Origin of the sequence: Yoonia sp., assembly GCF_036770585.1 — a bacterium.
In the GTDB taxonomy this organism is placed as follows: Bacteria; Pseudomonadota; Alphaproteobacteria; order Rhodobacterales; family Rhodobacteraceae; genus Yoonia.
On record NZ_DAIPIW010000004.1, the window covers coordinates 56314 to 72952 of the forward strand.

Sequence of the window (16639 nt, forward strand, 5' to 3'; positions counted from 1 at the left end):
ACGCTCGCGCGGCATGGGCGACCTCGAAAGCCTGAGCTTGCTCCGATAGCCCAAGCCACTCCATTATTGGCCCAAAAATATCCCGGGGGGCTGCCGCAGGCAGCGGGGGCAGCGCCCCCTCAAAGCCCGGCCAGTTGCGCCACGAAAGCCGCATCGCCGTCGTTGTAAAGCTCGGCCACCGCAACCTCGGGCGCCATCCAGAGAGGGACATGCCCCGGCTCGGTCGCGGGTCCGTGCGGGCGGACCGGACGGGCAAGGTAGATGTGGCACAGCTTCTCGGCCCAGATGTCGTATTCGGGCATATAGGCAAAGCGCCGGAAGCTGCCCAGCTTGCGGGGGGCCGTGATGCGCCAGCCGGTTTCCTCGAAGACCTCGCGGTGCAGGGCGGTCAGGGGATGCTCGCCCGGGTCGATGCCGCCACCGGGAAGCTGGATCTCGAAATGCGGGTCGCCCTGATAGGTCAGCAGCAGCTTTCCATCCAGCGGCAGGATCGCGTAGACACCGGGTCTCGTGCGGTAGCGCTGACCGGCGCGCGGCGTGTCGCCATACCGTCTGATCATAGCTCTCCCCCTTGGACCGCTGCTTGCCCCGCCTATATAGGCGCGGTATGCCAGCCCCTGACATGTAAGGAAAGACCATGATCACAGGCAACCAGATCGCCTGGGACGATACCGTCCTGCCGTTTCAACTCGACGCCTCGGACATCCGCGGCCGGGTGGCGCGTCTTGATGGCGTGCTGGAACAGGTCCTGAAGCAGCATGACTATCCCCCCATGATCGAAGGACTGGTGGCCGAGATGGCCTTGCTGACCGCCCTGATCGGCCAATCGGTCAAGCTGCGCTGGAAACTGTCCTTGCAGGTACGCGGCTCGGGTCCGGCCCGACTGATCGCCACCGACTACTATGGTCCGACCGAAGACGGTGAACCGGCCCGCATCCGTGCCTATGCCTCTTACGATGCCGATCGTCTGGACGAGGGCGCCGATCCTTTCAGCCAGATCGGGCAGGGCTACTTTGCCATTCTGATCGATCAGGGTCAGGGCATGACGCCCTATCAGGGGATCACGCCGATTGCGGGCGGGTCGCTGGCCGCCTGTGCGCAGACCTATTTCGCCCAGTCCGAGCAGCTTCCGACGCGGTTCGCGCTGACCTATGGCCTGTCGCAACTGGCCGGCAAGGGCACCCATTGGCGCGCGGGCGGGATCATGTTGCAGCATATGCCAAAAGCCTCGCCCGAGATGAAGGGTGACGGCGGGTCCGGTGAAGGCGGCCTGCTTGCGGCAGCCGATATCCTTGACGCGAACGAAGGCGAGAACTGGAACCGCGCGAACCTGCTGCTGGATACGGTCGAGGATCTGGAACTGATCGGCCCGTCCCTTGCGCCGACCGATCTGCTGGTCCGGCTGTTTCACGAAGAACGCCCGCGCGTTTTCGACGCCCAGCCGGTGAAATTCGGCTGTAGCTGTTCGGTGGAAAAGGTCCGCCAAAGCCTGTCGATCTATTCGGCCAAGGATATCGGGACGATGACCACGGACGACGGCACGGTCACCGCGGACTGCCAGTTCTGTGGTGCGCATTATGTCCTCGACCCCGAGACGCTCGGGTTCGAGGCCAAGGACGCCAGTGACTGACCTGCGTCAAAAGCTGGGTGACGCATTGTCCCGCAAGGGCGATGTGTCCTCGGACTTTGACCTCAATCCCGATGTGACCGTGCCGGACGGGCGGTTGACGCCTGCGGGGGTGCTGATCGGAATTTCAGCGGTGACCCGGACCGTCATCCTGACCAAGCGTTCGGCGCGGCTGAAACATCACCCGGGCCAGATCGCCTTTCCGGGGGGGCGGCAGGACCCCGAAGATGCCTCGCCCATCGCCGCAGCCCTGCGCGAGGCGCGCGAAGAGATCGGCCTGCCCCTTGGTCTTGTCGATGTCATCGGCACGCTGCCGCACCACCAGACAGTGACCAACTATCACGTCACGCCGGTTGTCGGCCTGATCCGTGACCGGTTCGACCACCTGCCCGAGACTGGCGAGGTCAGCGAGGTCTTCGAGGTGCCGCTCGACCATCTGCTCGACCTGCGCAACTACCGGATCGAAGGGCGGCATTGGCAGGGGCGCAAGCGATTCTACTATACCGTGCCCTATGGCCCCTATTACATCTGGGGTGCGACGGGCCGCATTTTGCGCAGTCTGGCGGAGCGGATGGCATGACGCGGGTCACCGGCGATTGGCTGACAGGTGTTGCTGCCCAGCGCGTTTGCGCGGTTTTGACCGATGCAGGCTATCAGGCCTGGTTCGTCGGGGGTTGCGTGCGCAATGCGCTGATCGGGCAAGATGTGCGCGATCTGGATCTTTCGACCAACGCGCGCCCCGAACTGGTCATGGAACTGGCCCGGGACGCCGGGATCAAGGTGGTGCCGACAGGGATCGACCACGGGACGGTGACTCTGGTGCTGGACGGGACATCCTTCGAGGTGACGACCTTCCGCCAAGACGTGGCCACCGATGGCAGGCGTGCGGTCGTGGCCTTCGCCGATACCATGATCGAGGACGCGCGCCGCCGCGATTTCACGATGAACGCGCTTTATGCGGGGCCGGATGGCGCGGTGGCCGATCCCTTGGGCGGGCTGCCCGACCTTTTTGCCCGCCGCGTCCGTTTCATCGAGGATGCCGACCGCCGCATCAAGGAAGATTATCTGCGCATCCTGCGCTTCTTCCGGTTCCATGCGTGGTATGGCGATCCCGAAGCCGGGATCGATGCGGATGGGCTGGCGGCCTGTGCCGACAACATCGACGGGCTTGCCGCGCTTTCGGCGGAACGGATCACGGCAGAGGTGCTAAGGCTGCTCGCCGCGCCTGATCCCGCCCCTGCTGTGGCGAGCATGGCCGCCACGGGTGCATTGGCGCAAGTTCTGGCCGGTGCAGAGGCGGGGGGTCTCGCGGTGCTTGTCCATCTGGAACAGGCGGCGGGCGTGCAGCCCGCGCCCTTGCGCCGACTGGCGGTGCTGGGTGGGCAGACCGACGGATTGCGCCTGTCCAAGGATCAGGCGCGGGAACTGGGGTTGATGATGGCCGAAGGTGACCTGCCCGAACTGGCCTACCGCCACGGGTTCGCGGCGGCGCGGGACGCGGCGTTGATCCGCGCGGCCCTTGCCGGTGGCAAGGTGGGCCATGATGACCTTGCCGCACTGCAGGATGCCGCCCGCAAGATCTTCCCGCTGACCGCTGCCGATCTGATGCCGGGCTTGCAAGGCGCAGCACTGGGCCGTGCCTTGCGGCAGGCCGAGGCGCGGTGGATCGCCTCGGGTTTCACGCTGACCAAGGATGACCTGCTTGGCTGACTATCTGCCTTTGATCGGCTTTGTCTTCTTCGGCCTTTTCTCGCCGGGGCCGAATGTGATCATGATCACCGCCTCGGGCGCGAGGTTCGGCTTCCAGCGCACGATACCGCACATTTTCGGCGTGGCGCTGGGCGTCGGTGTGATCGCCTTTGTGACAGGCATCGGTATCGGCACCCTTCTTGCCGCGCAGCCGGGACTGACGCTGGCCCTGAAAATCGTGGCGAGCCTCTGGATTGTCTGGATGGCCTACAACCTCTGGAACGCGGACCCCGCGAAAAGACGGGACCGCGAGAGGCCGTTCACCTTCATCGAGGCCGTGCTGTTCCAATGGATCAACCCCAAGGTCTGGGCGGTCGCGCTGAGTGCGACGGCCTATGTGGCCACGCTCGCGCCGATCCAACAGGCGAGCAGTCTTGCGGCGACATTCTCGACCGTCAACATAGGCGTCTGCATCTTCTGGGCGGTGGCGGGCAGTCTTTTGTCTTACTTGCTGACCAACCCCGTCGCCTGGCGCATTTTCATGCGGATCATGGCAATCGCGCTTGTCGGATTTTCGGTCCTTCTTTTTCTCTGACCGACTTGCTATAGCGGGTCTCTGTCCAGCGAGAGTCCCCCATGTTCGGCTTCTTTGAACGCCTCGTAGACCCCTATGGTCCCTACGCCGAGAACGACACGCCGCCCAAGCGGCTGTTTCCGTTCCTGCTGGAATACGCCCAACCCTTTCGCAAGGTCTTCTGGGTTACCGGTATCCTCTCGATCCTGATCGCCGTGATCGAGATCTGGCTGATCGCCTATCTGGGGCGGCTGGTGGATATTCTGGGCAGCGGCGGCCCGGCCGAGGTCTGGGCGCGCTACGGGCTGGAACTGATCCTTGTCGCCGTTTTCATCCTGACCGTGCGGCCCGTCATCCATGTGGTGCAGATCGCGCTCTTGAACAACACGATCCTGCCGAACTTCGGCACGTTGGTGCGCTGGCGGGCGCACCGTCATGTGCTGCGCCAGTCCGTTGGCTGGTTCGAGGATGATTTCGCAGGCCGGATCGCCAACCGGATCATGCAGACGCCGCCAGCGGCGGGGGCTGTCGTGTTCCAGACCTTTGACGCGATTACCTTTGCGATTGCCTATGTCGTCGGCTCGATCGTCATTCTGGCACAGACGGACCCGGCATTGGTGATCCCGCTGATGGTCTGGCTGATCCCCTATCTGTTCCTCGTGCGCTGGGTGCTGGTCCGCGTGACCCCGGCGTCCGAGGCGGCCTCGAACGCGCGCAGCGCGGTGACGGGTCGTGTTGTGGACAGCTATACCAACATCCACGCGGTCAAGATGTTCGCCCATCACGACCGCGAGGTGAACTATGCCAAGGAAGCCATCGAAGAGGCGCGCCGCACCTTCCAGTATGAAATGCGGCTTTATACGATCATGGACGCCGGTCTGATGATCCTGAACGGCCTGCTGATCATCGGCGTCGTCGGCTGGGCGATATGGCTTTGGATGCAGGGCACGGCCTCGATCGGGATGGTGGCGGTGGCGACGTCGCTGGCGCTGCGGCTGAATGCGATGTCGGGCTGGATCATGTGGGCGATGTCCGAATTCTTCCGCGAGCTGGGCGTGGTCAAGGAAGGGATGGAGACGATCGCCCAGTCGGTGGAACTGGTCGATGCGCCGGATGCCAAACCGCTGGAGGGGACCCAAGGTGCCGTCGAGGTGCGCGGGCTGACCCATCACTACGGCAAGCAGTCGGGCGGGCTGGACCGGATCGACCTGAAGATCGCCGCTGGTGAAAAGGTCGGGCTGGTGGGTCAGTCGGGCGCGGGCAAGTCCACCTTCGTCAAGCTGCTGTTGCGGTTCTATGATGCCGAGGGCGGGCAGATCCTGATCGACGGGCAGGATATCGCCAAGGCGACACAGGACTCCCTGCGCAGTTCCATCGGCATGGTCCAGCAAGACAGCGCCTTGTTGCATCGTTCGGTGCGGGACAACATCCTCTATGGACGTCCGTCCGCCACGGAAGACCAGATGATCGCCGCGGCCAAGAAGGCCGAGGCGCATGACTTTATCTTGGGGCTTGAAGATAACGAGGGCCGCAAGGGCTATGACGCCAAGGTCGGCGAACGCGGTGTGAAACTGTCGGGCGGGCAGCGCCAGCGGATCAGCCTTGCGCGGGTCATCCTGAAGGATGCGCCACTTCTGGTGTTGGACGAGGCGACCAGCGCCCTAGATAGTGAGGTCGAGGCCGCCATTCAGGAAACGCTCTATCAGATGATGGACGGCAAGACGGTCATCGCCATCGCGCACCGGTTGTCGACCATCGCCAAGATGGACCGGATCATCGTGATGGATCAGGGCCGCATCGTCGAAGAAGGCACGCATGACGCGCTGCTGGCGGCGAATGGACAATATGCACGGTTCTGGGCGCGCCAGTCGGGCGGGTTTCTGGGCCAGTAACGAAGGACAGGCATGCAACCGCAGAACTGGATCGATCCGTTCCAGACGGCAGACGGCCCGCCGCCGCAAAAGCTGTCGGCGTTCCTGAAGTGGTGCCTGAAGGGCAGTTTCGGGATCACGATCTTTTCAGGCGTCGTCTCGGCGCTGGGCGGTGTGCTCGAGGTTGCCGCGGCCCTGATGCTGGGGTGGGTGATCGACGCCGCCCTTGCCTCGGAGGTGACAGGGTTCTTTGGCGATAATCTGCTGCTCTTGCTGGGTGTGACGGCCTTCCTTCTGATCCTGCGGCCGATCCTGATGGGCTTTTCGGGGCTGTTGCAGTCGGTGGTTGTGGGCCCAGCCTTGAACACGCTGATCCTGTCGCGGCTGCATCGCCATTCCCTTGGGCAGGCGGTGAAGTTCTTTGACGATGATTTCGCGGGCCGCATCGCGCAAAAGCAGATGCAGGCAGCGCGCGCGGCAACCGATCTGGTCGTCGATCTGATCCACACCGTCGCCTTTGCGCTGGCGTCGCTGGTGGGCTCGGTGCTGCTGCTTTTTGCAATCGACTGGCGCGCGGCGCTGCTGCTGGCGCTCTGGTCGGCAGGCTACATCGCGTTGATCCGCTATTTCATCCCGCGTGTGCGGGAACGGTCGAAAGAGCGGGCGGCGAAACGCGCGATGGTGACCGGACAGGTCGTCGACACGATCACCAACATCAAGACGGTCAAGCTTTTCGCCCATGACGCACACGAGGACCGGGCCGCGATAGACGCCATGGACGCCTATCGCGCAAAGGCGGTGCATTTCGGCTGGCTGTCGTCATCGTTCCGGTTCTGGTTGATGGCGCTGGGCGGTCTGTTGCCGGTGATCCTTGTGGGCACAACACTCTATCTGTGGACCATCGGGGCCGCCTCGGCCGGTGAAATCGCGGCGGCGGGGGCGATTGCCCTGCGTCTGGCGCAGATGACCGGCTGGGTCAGTTTCACGCTGATGGGCATGTATGCCAACGTGGGCGAAATCGAGGATGCGATGCATACGCTGGCCCCCGCCCATACGCTGCGCGACAAGCCCGATGCGCATGTGCTGACGGTCAGCGCGGGGGCGATTGCGCTGGAGGATGTCAGCTTCAGCTATGGCGGCGGTCCGGGTGGGCTGGACGCCGTGTCGCTGACCATCAACCCGGGCGAGAAGCTGGGGATCGTCGGGGCATCGGGCGCGGGGAAATCCACCTTGGTCGCCCTGATCCTGCGGCTCTACGATACCGAACAGGGGCGCGTCCTGATCGACGGACATGACGTGCGCGACGTGACGCAGGAAAGTCTGCGCCGCCAGATCGGGATGGTCACGCAGGAAACGGCGATGTTCAACCGCTCGGCCTTTGACAATATCCGCTACGGCAAGCCCGACGCCACCGAGGCCGAGGTCCATGCCGCCGCGATGCAGGCCGAGGCGCATGAGTTCATCAAGGACCTGCGCGACCATCGGGGCCGCACCGGATATGACGCGCATCTGGGCGAGCGTGGCGTCAAGCTGTCGGGTGGCCAGCGCCAGCGCATCGCGATTGCCCGCGCCATCCTGAAGGATGCGCCGATCCTTGTGCTGGACGAAGCGACAAGCGCGCTTGATTCCGAGGTCGAGGCCTCGATCCAGACGGCGCTTGAGAGCATCATGGGCGACAAGACGGTGATCGCGATTGCGCATCGTTTGTCGACGCTGGCGCAGATGGACCGGATCGTTGTCCTTGACGGCGGCAGGATAGTCGAGGAAGGGACGCATCACGCGCTTCTGGCCCGGGCCGGGCTTTATGCGCGCTATTGGAACCGGCAGTCGGGCGGGTTCCTGAACCTGACGGACGCGGCGGAATAGATGCTGACAATCGAAAGTCTGACTCACCTCGGGTTGGGGCGTGCCTCGGACGGGCAATCGCTTTTGCCGCGCGTGCTGCCGGGGGAAGAGGTGGATGTGGCACAGGACGGCACCGTGCGGATCGTCACGCCCTCGCCGGATCGTGTCGCGGCACCCTGCCGACATTTCAAAAGCTGCGGAGGCTGCGCAATGCAGCATGCAAGCGATGGGTTTGTCGCTGGCTGGAAGCAGGGGATCGTGGAAAAGGCGCTTGCGGCGCGGGGGGTCGCGGCGGCGTTCCGTCCGATCGCGACATCGCCGGCGCAGTCGCGCAGGCGCGCCAAGCTGTCGGGCCGCCGCACCAAGAAGGGCGCGATGATCGGCTTTCACGCCAAGGGATCGGATGCGCTGGTCGAGGTGCCTGATTGCAAGCTCTTGTCCCCTGCCCTGATGGCCAGCTTTCCCGCGCTCGAGGCGCTGACCCTGCTGGCCGCCTCGCGCAAGGGCGAGATTGACCTGACGGTGACCGAGACGGATCAGGGGCCGGATATTCTGGTCGAGACCGAGAAAGAGCTGACGCCGCAGTTGCGGGTCGAACTGCCGGCGCTCGCGAACCGGTTCGGTCTGTCGCGGCTGCACTGGAACGACGAACCGGTCGTCACGATCAACCCGCCCGCACAGGTTTTCGGTGGCACGGCGGTTGTCCCGCCGCCAGGCGCCTTCCTGCAGGCCACCCGTCATGGCGAGGCGAGCCTGCTGGCGGCTGTGGAAGAGATCACCCAAGGCGCTGCCCGCATCGTCGATCTTTTCTCGGGCTGCGGCACATTCACCCTGCCGATTGCCAAACGCGCCGAGGTCCATGCCGTCGAGGGTGACAAAGCCATGCTTGCCGCGCTCGATCGCGGTTGGCGCGAGGGGTTCCAGCTGCGCCGTGTCACGACCGAAGCGCGTGATCTCTTCCGCCGCCCGCTGGAAGCTGACGAATTTCGCCACTTCGATGCTGTGGTGATTGACCCGCCCCGCGCAGGGGCCGATGCGCAGGTCGCCACACTTTCAGCCAGCGGGATCAAGACCATCGCCATGGTCTCGTGCAATCCTGTCACCTTTGCGCGGGATGCCCAGACTTTGATCAATGCAGGCTATGCCATGGGCTGGGTGCAGGTCGTCGACCAGTTCCGCTGGTCGCCGCATACCGAAGTTGTTGCACCATTCACGCGGAAGTGACGCAGTGGATGCGGGAATGCTTGCCCGAAACCGCTCTGCCATAGTATTCCTGACACAAGCGGCAAAGACCGCGTGGATTGGGCAGTATCGATGATTTCACGACGTACCATGCTGATGGGATCAGCGCTTGGCCTTGCGGGATGTTCCGCAGCATCAACCGAATATCGCGGACCAGAGGTCACGCGCATTCAGGTCTTCAAAGAGGCGCGGGTGATGCAGGTCATGCATGAAACCACGCTTTTGAAGCAGTATCGCTTCGATCTGGGCTTCAATCCTGTCGGACACAAGACGCAGGAAGGCGACGGCAGAACGCCCGAAGGGGCCTATCTGATCGACCGCAAAAACCCCAACAGTCGGTTTCACCTGTCGCTGGGCATCTCTTATCCCAACCGCAACGACATCGCGCAGGCCCGTGCACGTGGCGTCGATCCCGGTGGCGATATCTTCATTCATGGCACTCCGTCACGATGGATCGGCCAGCCCGACTGGACCTGGGGCTGTATCGCCGTGACGAATGAGGAAATGGACGAGCTTTACCCGATGATCGACAAGGGCACCAAGATCTTCATCTACACCTAGAACAGCGTAGGGATCGGGCGGCTTTCTGCGGGATCGCTGCCCATGTTGAGCGTCCACCAAAGCTTGCCGCCTTGTTCCTGATACCATGCGAACCCCATGAACCGCGCGCCGGGATCAAGGATCACGGCCCGTGTATCGGGTTGTGTCATCCACGCGGCAAGGGTCTGGGTCTCGCTTTCGAACGACTCGGATATGTTTTCACCCAGAAGCCGCCCCGGAAAGCCGACGCGTCGCGCGCGGTCAAGCGGGCTGGATCCATCCGAGCCGAAAAGCCATGGCCGGTTCTGAACCGCCATATCGCGGGAATGTGTGGCGGCAGCGGCATTCAGGCGCGGGTCAAGCTGAACCGGTGGGGCGCCTGCGGTCTGACGCAGGGCATTCACGCTGTCGAGCATCCGGAACTGGATCGCCGCCGAATCTGCCGGATCGATACGGTAGATGACCGGCAGCGGGTTCCCGTCAGGGCCAAGCGGCCGCCGGGCTGTCGTATCGCATGCTGCCAGCCCGACCGCAGCAAAACCCAAAAAGAACTCTCGTCGTAACATAAGGATAATACCCAAGGAGTTGTCAGTCCTTGCTTAGCGGGATTGCAGCGACACTTCAAACACACTCGGCGATCAACCGCGGTCCATGACGTTTGTGTGAATTGAAGTCGCGTCAGAGACACAATAGTTCTGAATAGGACCCCTTTATCTCTTTCGATGGAGAACGCCATGACCAATACTTTTTCACGCCGTGGATTTCTGGCTGCGTCGGCAGCGATGATCGGCACCGGTGCCGCCGCGCAGACCGCCGGTACCACTGAAATGGAAGAAAGCGTGCTGACCGGCGTGCGCCGCAATATCTCGAGCTTCCGGTCCCTCGACTGGCAGCCCTATTTCTCGAACCTGCGAAACGGTGCGGTCCTCGTCGATATCCAGTCACGCGCCCTGCACTTCTGGTCCGAGGACCAAACGATCTACAAGCTCTTTCCGACCAGTGTTCCCCTGTCCGAGGACCTGACCCGCACGGGGCGTACCGAAATCACCCGCCGGGTCGAAGGGCCAAGCTGGGCACCGACGCCGGCGATGAAAATCCGCAATCCGGAATGGCCCGACTTTATCGGACCTGGCCCTGATAACCCGCTGGGATCGCACGCATTGCATCTGTCATGGCAGTATTACCGGATCCACGGCACCCATGACACGCGCAAGATCGGCCGTCGTTCGTCGAACGGCTGCATCGGTCTCTACAACGAGCATATCGCAGAGCTTTACGACCTTACGAAGGTCGGCACACAGGTTCTGCTGATCTGAGGTCTAGCGCCGAAAGAAGTTGAAGATACTCCAGCGCCGCTTGGCGGGCACGGCAAGTTTGCCAGGCTCAGTAAAGACTGGTTCTGACCAGACATGGGCGCGTTCCATCAGTTCCTGCACCTGTTCGTCGGGATCGGGCCGTGCATCGGATGTGATGGACGCATCCCTGTGCGACGGCTGGCGGCGCGTCCTGGGATCGACGCCGCGCGGTTCGGCGCTGAGGTATTCGTTGGTTTCCGACACAAGGCGGGTCAGCACCTTGTTCAGATCATCGGTCGATGTCTGGCGGATCGGGCGGGTCTTGTCCTTGCGGCCAGTGATCACGTTCATCCATTCGCGCGCGGTCTGGATGCGTTCGCGCGGCAGAATCGCCATCGCCTGATCGATCGCTTCTAGGAATTCGGGATCGTATTCGGGAAAGCGCCCGGCAAGCGGTTCGCAGGGATCGGGGTTCTTTCCGGCGTATTCGGCCATGCGGGTCTGGCTGTTCGGCGGGGCCTCGCCGCTGATCAGGTGATAGAAGGTCGCACCCAGCGCATAGAGATCGCTGCTTGGGCCCTGCTTGCCACCGGAAAAATAGAACTCTTGCGGGGAATACCCATCCTTGACCACAAGCACGGCAGAGACGGCGCGCGTCTCGCGGCTGGCCTCTTCGCGCGCGGCACCGAAGTCGATCAGGATCGGGTTGCCCCATTTGTCGAGCAGGATGTTGTCGGGCGAGATATCGCGGTGCAGCAGATCATGCTGGTGCACAAGGTCGATGGCGTCGAGCACCTTCAGCAGCAGTTCCTTGACCTGATCCGGCGGCACCTGATCATAGCGGTCCTTGATCACGCTCAGCAGGTCGCGTCCGTCGATAAGGTCCAGCACCATATAGGCGGTGTCGTTGTCCTCGAAGATGCGGTGGACGCCGACAATGTTGGGATGCTTGAGCTTTGCAATCGCCCGGGCTTCGCGCATGAACATCTGCACGATGGCGCGATACTTTTCCTGATGCGCAGCGGACCGCACAAGGACATTGCGGCCTTCACGTTTGCAGAAGGCCTCGGGGTAGCATTCCTTGACCACGACACGGCGGTTCAGGAAGTTGTCTTGTGCCAGATAGGTAATCCCGAATCCGCCATTGCTGAGCGGCCGTTCGATCGTGAACTGATCGCCCAATAGCTTTGTGCCGCTTGGAAGCGCTTCACTCCCACTCGGCGGCACGACGTCCAGATCAGCATGCTTTGCAGCAGTCATTTCTTCACCACTTAATCGCGCCAGAACCAGCAGCCCGGCGCAAGTCTATACATTTACACAGATTTTCGAATATCCATAAATTACGGCTCTAATGAGGCAAATAACGCAAAAATGAAAGCGGCTTGCGGCGATATTGTAACCGGATCGAGGAATTTTCCGGTGCTTTCGCCTGCCCGCATTCGTCATGCTGTCCAGCCGGGGCGCTGACAGTTCGATTGTCGCTGGTCGAGAATCAGCTTTGCACGTTTGTCCGGGTCGTTTTCAGCACATTGCCAGCCGCGTCACAGATCAGACGCACCCTTCGCCCTTTGTACCAGAAGGTCAGACGCCATTGACCTGCGTCCGCGTCGACACCCGTTTCGGACAGGCTGGTGATCTCGCCCTCACGCATCTTCTGCGGCACTTCTTCCGGGGCCAGCCCCAGCAGCGGACCAAGATCGTGGGCATCGACAGTCGCCACGGTGCCGGTCAGGTCGACCTTCATCCCTAGTCCAGCCAACCCTTGAGATTGCGTTCGATCGCGCCGCAGAGCGCGTCGATATGCGCGGGTTCGTCGTTCAGGCAGGGAATATAGGTGAAGTGTTCGCCGCCTGCATGCTCGAAGCTTTCCTTGATCTCTTCGTTGATCTCTTCCAGCGTTTCGATGCAGTCGGCCGAAAAAGCGGGCGCGCAAACGGCGATGTTCTTGATACCGTCTTCCTTGGCAAGGCGCGCGACCTCTTCCACCGTGTAGGGTTTCAGCCATTCCTCGGGGCCGAAACGGGACTGGAAGGTCGTCACGATCTCGGTGTCGTCCCAGCCTAGACGTTCCTTCAGCAAGCGCGTCGTTTTCTGGCACTGGCAGTGGTAGGGGTCGCCTTCGCGCAAGTAACGCTCGGGCACGCCATGGTAGGAACAGACCAGTTTCTGGGGCCGCGTTTCGGCATTTTCGTAAGCGCGTTTAATGGATTGGGCCAGCGCCTCGATATAGGCGGGGTCGTCGTAGTAGGGTTCGACCACGCGGGCGATGGGCTGCCACTTTTCTTCCATCAGGGCGCGGAAGAACTGGTCATTCGCCGTAGCCGAGGTCGCGCCTGCGTAATGCGGATAGAGCGGGAAGAACACGATCTTGGTGCAACCGGCCCCGACCATCTCGCGGACCTTGGATTTGGTCGAGGGGTTGCCGTAGCGCATGCAGAAATCGACGCGCACATCGTCACCATAGCGTTCGACCATCTTCGCCTTGATCGCCGCGGTCTGCGCCTTGGTGATGGTCATCAGCGGGCTTTCGTCGGCCTCTTCGTTCCAGATCGACTTGTAGGCCGCACCGGACGAGAACGGACGTTTCGACAGGATCACCAACTGCAGAAGCGGCTGCCAGATCCATGCGGAATAGTCGATGACGCGCTTGTCGGACAGAAACTCGTTCAGGTAGCGCCGCATCGACCAGTAGTCGGTGCCGTCCGGCGTTCCGAGGTTGGCCACAAGGATCCCGACCCGCGCCGGCTTGATCGGCGGATGGTCCGCCTTTGCATGCACGGGACATACGGCGGGACGTTCCTCGGTGGTGTTCTGGGCATCAAACATTTTCATCGACCTTAGGTAGCGTCATTCCGGGGTGATTTAAATAAAATACGTCCCGGATCAAACTTTGGACCTATCAAGGGGCTTTTCTTGCGTGCCCAGCACATCGGCAAGCCGTGCAGTGGCGCTTCCGGGGCGCAGGGGTTTGGGCTGGCTGTCGTCCGGTGCCCAGCCCGTCAGCGTGATGAAGTCGAAGGTCGCATCGACGCGACCTGCGGCATTGCGGAAGTTTTCGGCGTAGATGCAGGCCGCCTTCGTCAGGACATCGCGGCGGGTCACTTGCTTGATCCTGTCGGTCAGCGCGTTGTTCTCGCCCATTTTGCGCAGGTCGTGCATCAGGTGAAAGGCATTGACGTAACTGGCGGTCAGCGGCGCGCTGTCGGCGACGGGCAAGGCAAAGCCCGCCCGTTGCAGAAGGCCGCCAAGGTCTCGGATTTCCCCCATCGGCGCGATGCGCGGCGAAAGCCCGCCGGTCACAAGCGCCTCGGCCTGACCAAGTGCCGCGCGCAATTCGTGCAGCGTCTGGCCCCCAAGGAAGGTGCAAAGCAGCAGCCCATCGGGTTGCAGCGCGTGGCGGCATTGAACAAGCTGCCCGACAGGATCATTCGCCCAATGCAGGCACATGGCATGGATCACAAGGTCATGGGCCTTTGGGGCAAGATCCAACCTGTCCTCATCGCTGATGACTGTCGCCTCTGGAAAGCGCGCGGCCCAGAAATCGGGAAATCCTGTCACAATCGCGATGGACGTAAAGGTTCTGTTAACCTCGTTCAGTCTTTCCTGAAGCGCGTCGGCCGCCTGTTCCTGCAGGAACAGCGCCTGCGTCTCGGCGCGGGCGCGGTTGCGCATCAAGGCTGCGCGGTCGGTGATACGGGGTGGGGTCATGCGGGTCATTTAGGGTGTATCCATGCGGTTGCAAAGCGTCATTCGCGCCATTTACCCGCTTGCTTGCGTGTCTTGCGACGCGCCGGTGGAGGGGGCGCAGGGGTTGTGTCCGGCCTGCTGGTCGCAGACAGAGTTCATCTCCGGACTGGCCTGCGACACCTGTGGCGCCCCATTGCCGGGTCAGGATGACGGGACCGTCGCGCAATGCGACGATTGCCTGACGATCGCGCGGCCCTGGGCGCATGGCCGGGCGGTGATGGGATACAGCGGTGTCGGCAGGCGGCTGGTGCTGGCGCTCAAGCATGGGGATCGCACCGATCTGATACCGACGCTGGCCGGATGGATGGCGCGCAAGGCGGCGTCGGTCGCGCCAAAGGGATGTCTGATCGTCCCGGTGCCCTTGCATTGGTCGCGGCTCTTGCGGCGGCGCTACAATCAGGCGGGCTTGTTGGCGCAGGGGGTCGGCAAGGCCCTGCACCGTGAGGTTTGTGTCGATGCCCTGCTGCGGCAAAGGCGGACCGCCGCGCTGGACGGGCATTCAAGGGACCAGCGCTTTGCAAGCATTGCAGGCAGCATCACAGCCAACCCCAAGCGTGTCGCCCTGCTGGGTGGCAGACAGGTCCTTTTGGTCGATGATGTCATGACATCCGGTGCCACACTTGCCGCCGCGACCGAGGCCCTGCAGGCAGCCGGTGCGGCGGAAGTTTCCATTCTGACACTGGCAAGGGTCGTCAAATCGCCTTAGGTTACGGCAAAGAGTGATCGGAGCCTTCCCCATGGCGCATGTCGAGATTTATACCAAACCCACCTGCGGTTTCTGCCATATGGCCAAGCGGCTTTTGTCGTCGAAAGGCATCAGCTTTGCCGAGGTGAATATCAGCGCGCAGCCCTCTCGTCGCGCCGAGATGATCCAGCGCGCGAACGGGCGCAGCACCGTGCCGCAGATTTTCATCGGCGGCACCCATATCGGTGGGTGCGACGATCTGATCGCACTTGAACGGGGCGGCAAGCTGGACGCGCTCTTGGCCGCATGAAGGCCGCGCTGCTGCAACTGACGTCAAGCGACTATCCGGCCGAGAACCTTGTGACCACCGCTGCGCTGATCGCCGAGGCTGCGGCGAAAGGCGCAGGGTTCGTCTTGACGCCAGAGGTGACGAACTGCGTTTCGCAGGACCGTGCGCACCAGCAGGCGGTGCTGTGTCCGGAAGGGGATGACCCGACGCTTGCAGGCCTGCAAGAGGCTGCCCTGCGCCATGGTGTCTGGCTGTCGATCGGATCACTGGCGCTGAAGACGGGGGATGCCGACGGACGCTTTGCCAACCGGTCCTTCCTGATCGATCCTGCCGGGCGCATCATCGCGCATTATGACAAGATCCACATGTTCGATGTGGCGGTGTCAGAGACCGAAACCTACCGCGAATCCGCCGGATATCGCCCCGGGGACCGCGCGGTGCTGGCCGATACACCCTTCGCCAGGATCGGCCTGACGGTCTGCTATGACCTGCGTTTCGCCTATCTTTACCGCGCACTGGCGCAGGCAGGGGCCGAGGTTCTGCTGGTCCCCTCGGCCTTTTCGCCCGTCACGGGGGCTGCGCATTGGGAAAGCCTGCTGCGGGCGCGGGCGATCGAAACGGGGTCTTACGTGCTCGCCGCCGCACAGACAGGCACACATGCCGCGCGATCGGGCAAGCCGCGCAAGACCTATGGGCACAGCCTCGCCGTGTCGCCTTGGGGCGAGGTTCTGCTGGACATGGGGGAACAGCCCGGCGTCGCGGTGGTTGATCTGGATATGGACGAAGTGGCAAAAAGCAGGCAACGTATCGCGGCCCTGCAACACGACCGACCTTTCAGAGGCCCTTGATGTCCAATCATTCAGACAGTCTTGCGGTGTCGCTGTTCAGCGAGATTCTGATGGTGGACCAGCTTGCCCGCGCCAATGTCGCCAAGGTCTTGCCCAAGGGAATGGAGCTGTCGCATTTTTCAGTTCTGAATCATCTTGCGCGGGTCGGGGCAGAACGCTCGCCGGCGCAACTGGCCAAGACCTTCCACCTGACGCGCGGGGCGATGACAAACACGCTGCACAAGCTTGAATGGGCGGGATGGGTCCATATCCGCCCCGATTGGGACGATGCGCGGCGCAAGATGGTGGCGATCAGCCCCTCGGGTCAGGCGGCACGCGATGCCGCCGTTGCCGCGATTGCCCCGATCATCGCCGATGTCGTCGCGAATATCGGTGAGGACAAGGTCA

Annotated in this window: 19 protein-coding genes; 13 read left to right on the plus strand and 6 right to left on the minus strand. The window is 62.6% G+C overall.

The window, feature by feature from the left end:
• Nucleotides 1–119: 119 nt before the first annotated feature.
• The gene (locus V7N12_RS01690) at nt 120–560 is read right to left on the minus strand and encodes an NUDIX hydrolase (protein WP_333712203.1); all 441 of its coding nucleotides are present in this window, start codon (nt 558–560) and stop codon (nt 120–122) included.
• A gap of 77 nt (nt 561–637) precedes the next feature.
• On the opposite strand from V7N12_RS01690, the gene hslO reads away from it, so the two are divergent.
• The 8 genes from hslO (at nt 638) to V7N12_RS01730 (ending at nt 9409) form a co-directional block, all read left to right on the plus strand.
• Entirely contained in the window at nt 638–1630 is a 993-nt protein-coding gene (hslO, locus tag V7N12_RS01695; protein ID WP_333712204.1) for an Hsp33 family molecular chaperone HslO, read from the plus strand.
• Nucleotides 1623–2207 carry a CoA pyrophosphatase gene (locus tag V7N12_RS01700; protein ID WP_333712205.1) on the plus strand — a complete coding sequence of 195 codons (585 nt, stop codon included), beginning with the start codon at nt 1623–1625 and terminating at the stop codon, nt 2205–2207. Before hslO ends, V7N12_RS01700 begins: the two co-directional genes overlap by 8 nt.
• Complete coding sequence (locus tag V7N12_RS01705; RefSeq protein ID WP_333712206.1) at nt 2204–3337, plus strand: CCA tRNA nucleotidyltransferase; 1134 nt, start codon at nt 2204–2206, stop codon at nt 3335–3337. Before V7N12_RS01700 ends, V7N12_RS01705 begins: the two co-directional genes overlap by 4 nt.
• Entirely contained in the window at nt 3321–3911 is a 591-nt protein-coding gene (locus V7N12_RS01710) for a LysE family translocator (protein ID WP_333712207.1), read from the plus strand. The genes V7N12_RS01705 and V7N12_RS01710 overlap by 17 nt, the downstream gene beginning before the upstream one ends.
• Nucleotides 3912–3952: 41 nt before the next feature.
• Nucleotides 3953–5782 carry an ABC transporter ATP-binding protein gene (locus V7N12_RS01715; protein ID WP_333712208.1) on the plus strand — a complete coding sequence of 610 codons (1830 nt, stop codon included), beginning with the start codon at nt 3953–3955 and terminating at the stop codon, nt 5780–5782.
• 12 nt (nt 5783–5794) lie between these two features.
• Nucleotides 5795–7627 (plus strand): ABC transporter ATP-binding protein, encoded by a 1833-nt coding sequence (locus V7N12_RS01720; RefSeq protein WP_333712209.1) that lies wholly within the window; start codon nt 5795–5797, stop codon nt 7625–7627.
• Entirely contained in the window at nt 7628–8830 is a 1203-nt protein-coding gene (locus V7N12_RS01725; protein WP_333712210.1) for a class I SAM-dependent RNA methyltransferase, read from the plus strand.
• Between the two features lie 108 nt (nt 8831–8938).
• Nucleotides 8939–9409: a L,D-transpeptidase family protein gene (locus tag V7N12_RS01730; protein WP_333712211.1), complete on the plus strand. Its 471-nt coding sequence runs from the start codon at nt 8939–8941 to the stop codon at nt 9407–9409.
• On the opposite strand, the gene V7N12_RS01735 is transcribed toward V7N12_RS01730, so the two are convergent.
• The gene (locus V7N12_RS01735) at nt 9406–9954 is read right to left on the minus strand and encodes a CAP domain-containing protein (protein ID WP_333712225.1); all 549 of its coding nucleotides are present in this window, start codon (nt 9952–9954) and stop codon (nt 9406–9408) included. The two genes, V7N12_RS01730 and V7N12_RS01735, sit on opposite strands and share 4 nt — an antisense overlap.
• A gap of 168 nt (nt 9955–10122) precedes the next feature.
• On the opposite strand from V7N12_RS01735, the gene V7N12_RS01740 reads away from it, so the two are divergent.
• Nucleotides 10123–10704: a L,D-transpeptidase gene (locus tag V7N12_RS01740; RefSeq protein WP_333712212.1), complete on the plus strand. Its 582-nt coding sequence runs from the start codon at nt 10123–10125 to the stop codon at nt 10702–10704.
• Between the two features lie 3 nt (nt 10705–10707).
• On the opposite strand, the gene V7N12_RS01745 is transcribed toward V7N12_RS01740, so the two are convergent.
• The 4 genes from V7N12_RS01745 to V7N12_RS01760 all read right to left on the minus strand — a co-directional run bounded on the left by V7N12_RS01745 (nt 10708) and on the right by V7N12_RS01760 (nt 14391).
• Nucleotides 10708–11943 carry a serine/threonine protein kinase gene (locus tag V7N12_RS01745; protein WP_333712213.1) on the minus strand — a complete coding sequence of 412 codons (1236 nt, stop codon included), beginning with the start codon at nt 11941–11943 and terminating at the stop codon, nt 10708–10710.
• Nucleotides 11944–12175: 232 nt separating this feature from the next.
• On the minus strand, nt 12176–12427 hold the full coding sequence (locus V7N12_RS01750) for a DUF6522 family protein (RefSeq protein ID WP_333712214.1): 252 nt from the start codon (nt 12425–12427) through the stop codon (nt 12176–12178).
• A 2-nt stretch (nt 12428–12429) separates the two neighbouring features.
• Nucleotides 12430–13515, minus strand: coding sequence for a ferrochelatase (gene hemH / locus V7N12_RS01755; RefSeq protein WP_333712215.1), 1086 nt, complete (start codon nt 13513–13515; stop codon nt 12430–12432).
• A 51-nt stretch (nt 13516–13566) separates the two neighbouring features.
• On the minus strand, nt 13567–14391 hold the full coding sequence (locus V7N12_RS01760; RefSeq protein WP_333712216.1) for a methyltransferase domain-containing protein: 825 nt from the start codon (nt 14389–14391) through the stop codon (nt 13567–13569).
• 22 nt (nt 14392–14413) lie between these two features.
• Between V7N12_RS01760 and V7N12_RS01765 the strand changes: the two genes are divergently transcribed.
• The 4 genes from V7N12_RS01765 to V7N12_RS01780 form a co-directional block, all read left to right on the plus strand.
• Nucleotides 14414–15136: a ComF family protein gene (locus V7N12_RS01765; RefSeq protein WP_333712217.1), complete on the plus strand. Its 723-nt coding sequence runs from the start codon at nt 14414–14416 to the stop codon at nt 15134–15136.
• Nucleotides 15137–15167: 31 nt separating this feature from the next.
• Complete coding sequence (grxC, locus tag V7N12_RS01770) at nt 15168–15425, plus strand: glutaredoxin 3 (RefSeq protein ID WP_333712219.1); 258 nt, start codon at nt 15168–15170, stop codon at nt 15423–15425.
• Entirely contained in the window at nt 15422–16252 is an 831-nt protein-coding gene (locus V7N12_RS01775; RefSeq protein WP_333712220.1) for a carbon-nitrogen hydrolase family protein, read from the plus strand. The genes grxC and V7N12_RS01775 overlap by 4 nt, the downstream gene beginning before the upstream one ends.
• Nucleotides 16252–16639 (plus strand): MarR family winged helix-turn-helix transcriptional regulator (locus tag V7N12_RS01780; RefSeq protein ID WP_333712221.1); only part of this gene is annotated, 388 nt, incomplete at its 3' end. The genes V7N12_RS01775 and V7N12_RS01780, both read left to right, overlap by 1 nt.

Bases quoted from the DNA above. Each gene is read 5' to 3' on its own strand.
- V7N12_RS01690 (WP_333712203.1), bottom strand. From the start codon at position 560: ATGATCAGACGGTATGGCGACACGCCGCGCGCCGGTCAGCGCTACCGC.
- hslO (WP_333712204.1), top strand. From the start codon at position 638: ATGATCACAGGCAACCAGATCGCCTGGGACGATACCGTCCTGCCGTTT.
- V7N12_RS01705 (WP_333712206.1), top strand. From the start codon at position 2,204: ATGACGCGGGTCACCGGCGATTGGCTGACAGGTGTTGCTGCCCAGCGC.
- V7N12_RS01710 (WP_333712207.1), top strand. From the start codon at position 3,321: ATGACCTGCTTGGCTGACTATCTGCCTTTGATCGGCTTTGTCTTCTTC.
- V7N12_RS01715 (WP_333712208.1), top strand. From the start codon at position 3,953: ATGTTCGGCTTCTTTGAACGCCTCGTAGACCCCTATGGTCCCTACGCC.
- V7N12_RS01720 (WP_333712209.1), top strand. From the start codon at position 5,795: ATGCAACCGCAGAACTGGATCGATCCGTTCCAGACGGCAGACGGCCCG.
- V7N12_RS01725 (WP_333712210.1), top strand. From the start codon at position 7,628: ATGCTGACAATCGAAAGTCTGACTCACCTCGGGTTGGGGCGTGCCTCG.
- V7N12_RS01730 (WP_333712211.1), top strand. From the start codon at position 8,939: ATGCTGATGGGATCAGCGCTTGGCCTTGCGGGATGTTCCGCAGCATCA.
- V7N12_RS01735 (WP_333712225.1), bottom strand. From the start codon at position 9,954: ATGTTACGACGAGAGTTCTTTTTGGGTTTTGCTGCGGTCGGGCTGGCA.
- V7N12_RS01740 (WP_333712212.1), top strand. From the start codon at position 10,123: ATGACCAATACTTTTTCACGCCGTGGATTTCTGGCTGCGTCGGCAGCG.
- V7N12_RS01745 (WP_333712213.1), bottom strand. From the start codon at position 11,943: ATGACTGCTGCAAAGCATGCTGATCTGGACGTCGTGCCGCCGAGTGGG.
- V7N12_RS01750 (WP_333712214.1), bottom strand. From the start codon at position 12,427: ATGAAGGTCGACCTGACCGGCACCGTGGCGACTGTCGATGCCCACGAT.
- hemH (WP_333712215.1), bottom strand. From the start codon at position 13,515: ATGAAAATGTTTGATGCCCAGAACACCACCGAGGAACGTCCCGCCGTA.
- V7N12_RS01760 (WP_333712216.1), bottom strand. From the start codon at position 14,391: ATGACCCCACCCCGTATCACCGACCGCGCAGCCTTGATGCGCAACCGC.
- V7N12_RS01765 (WP_333712217.1), top strand. From the start codon at position 14,414: ATGCGGTTGCAAAGCGTCATTCGCGCCATTTACCCGCTTGCTTGCGTG.
- grxC (WP_333712219.1), top strand. From the start codon at position 15,168: ATGGCGCATGTCGAGATTTATACCAAACCCACCTGCGGTTTCTGCCAT.
- V7N12_RS01775 (WP_333712220.1), top strand. From the start codon at position 15,422: ATGAAGGCCGCGCTGCTGCAACTGACGTCAAGCGACTATCCGGCCGAG.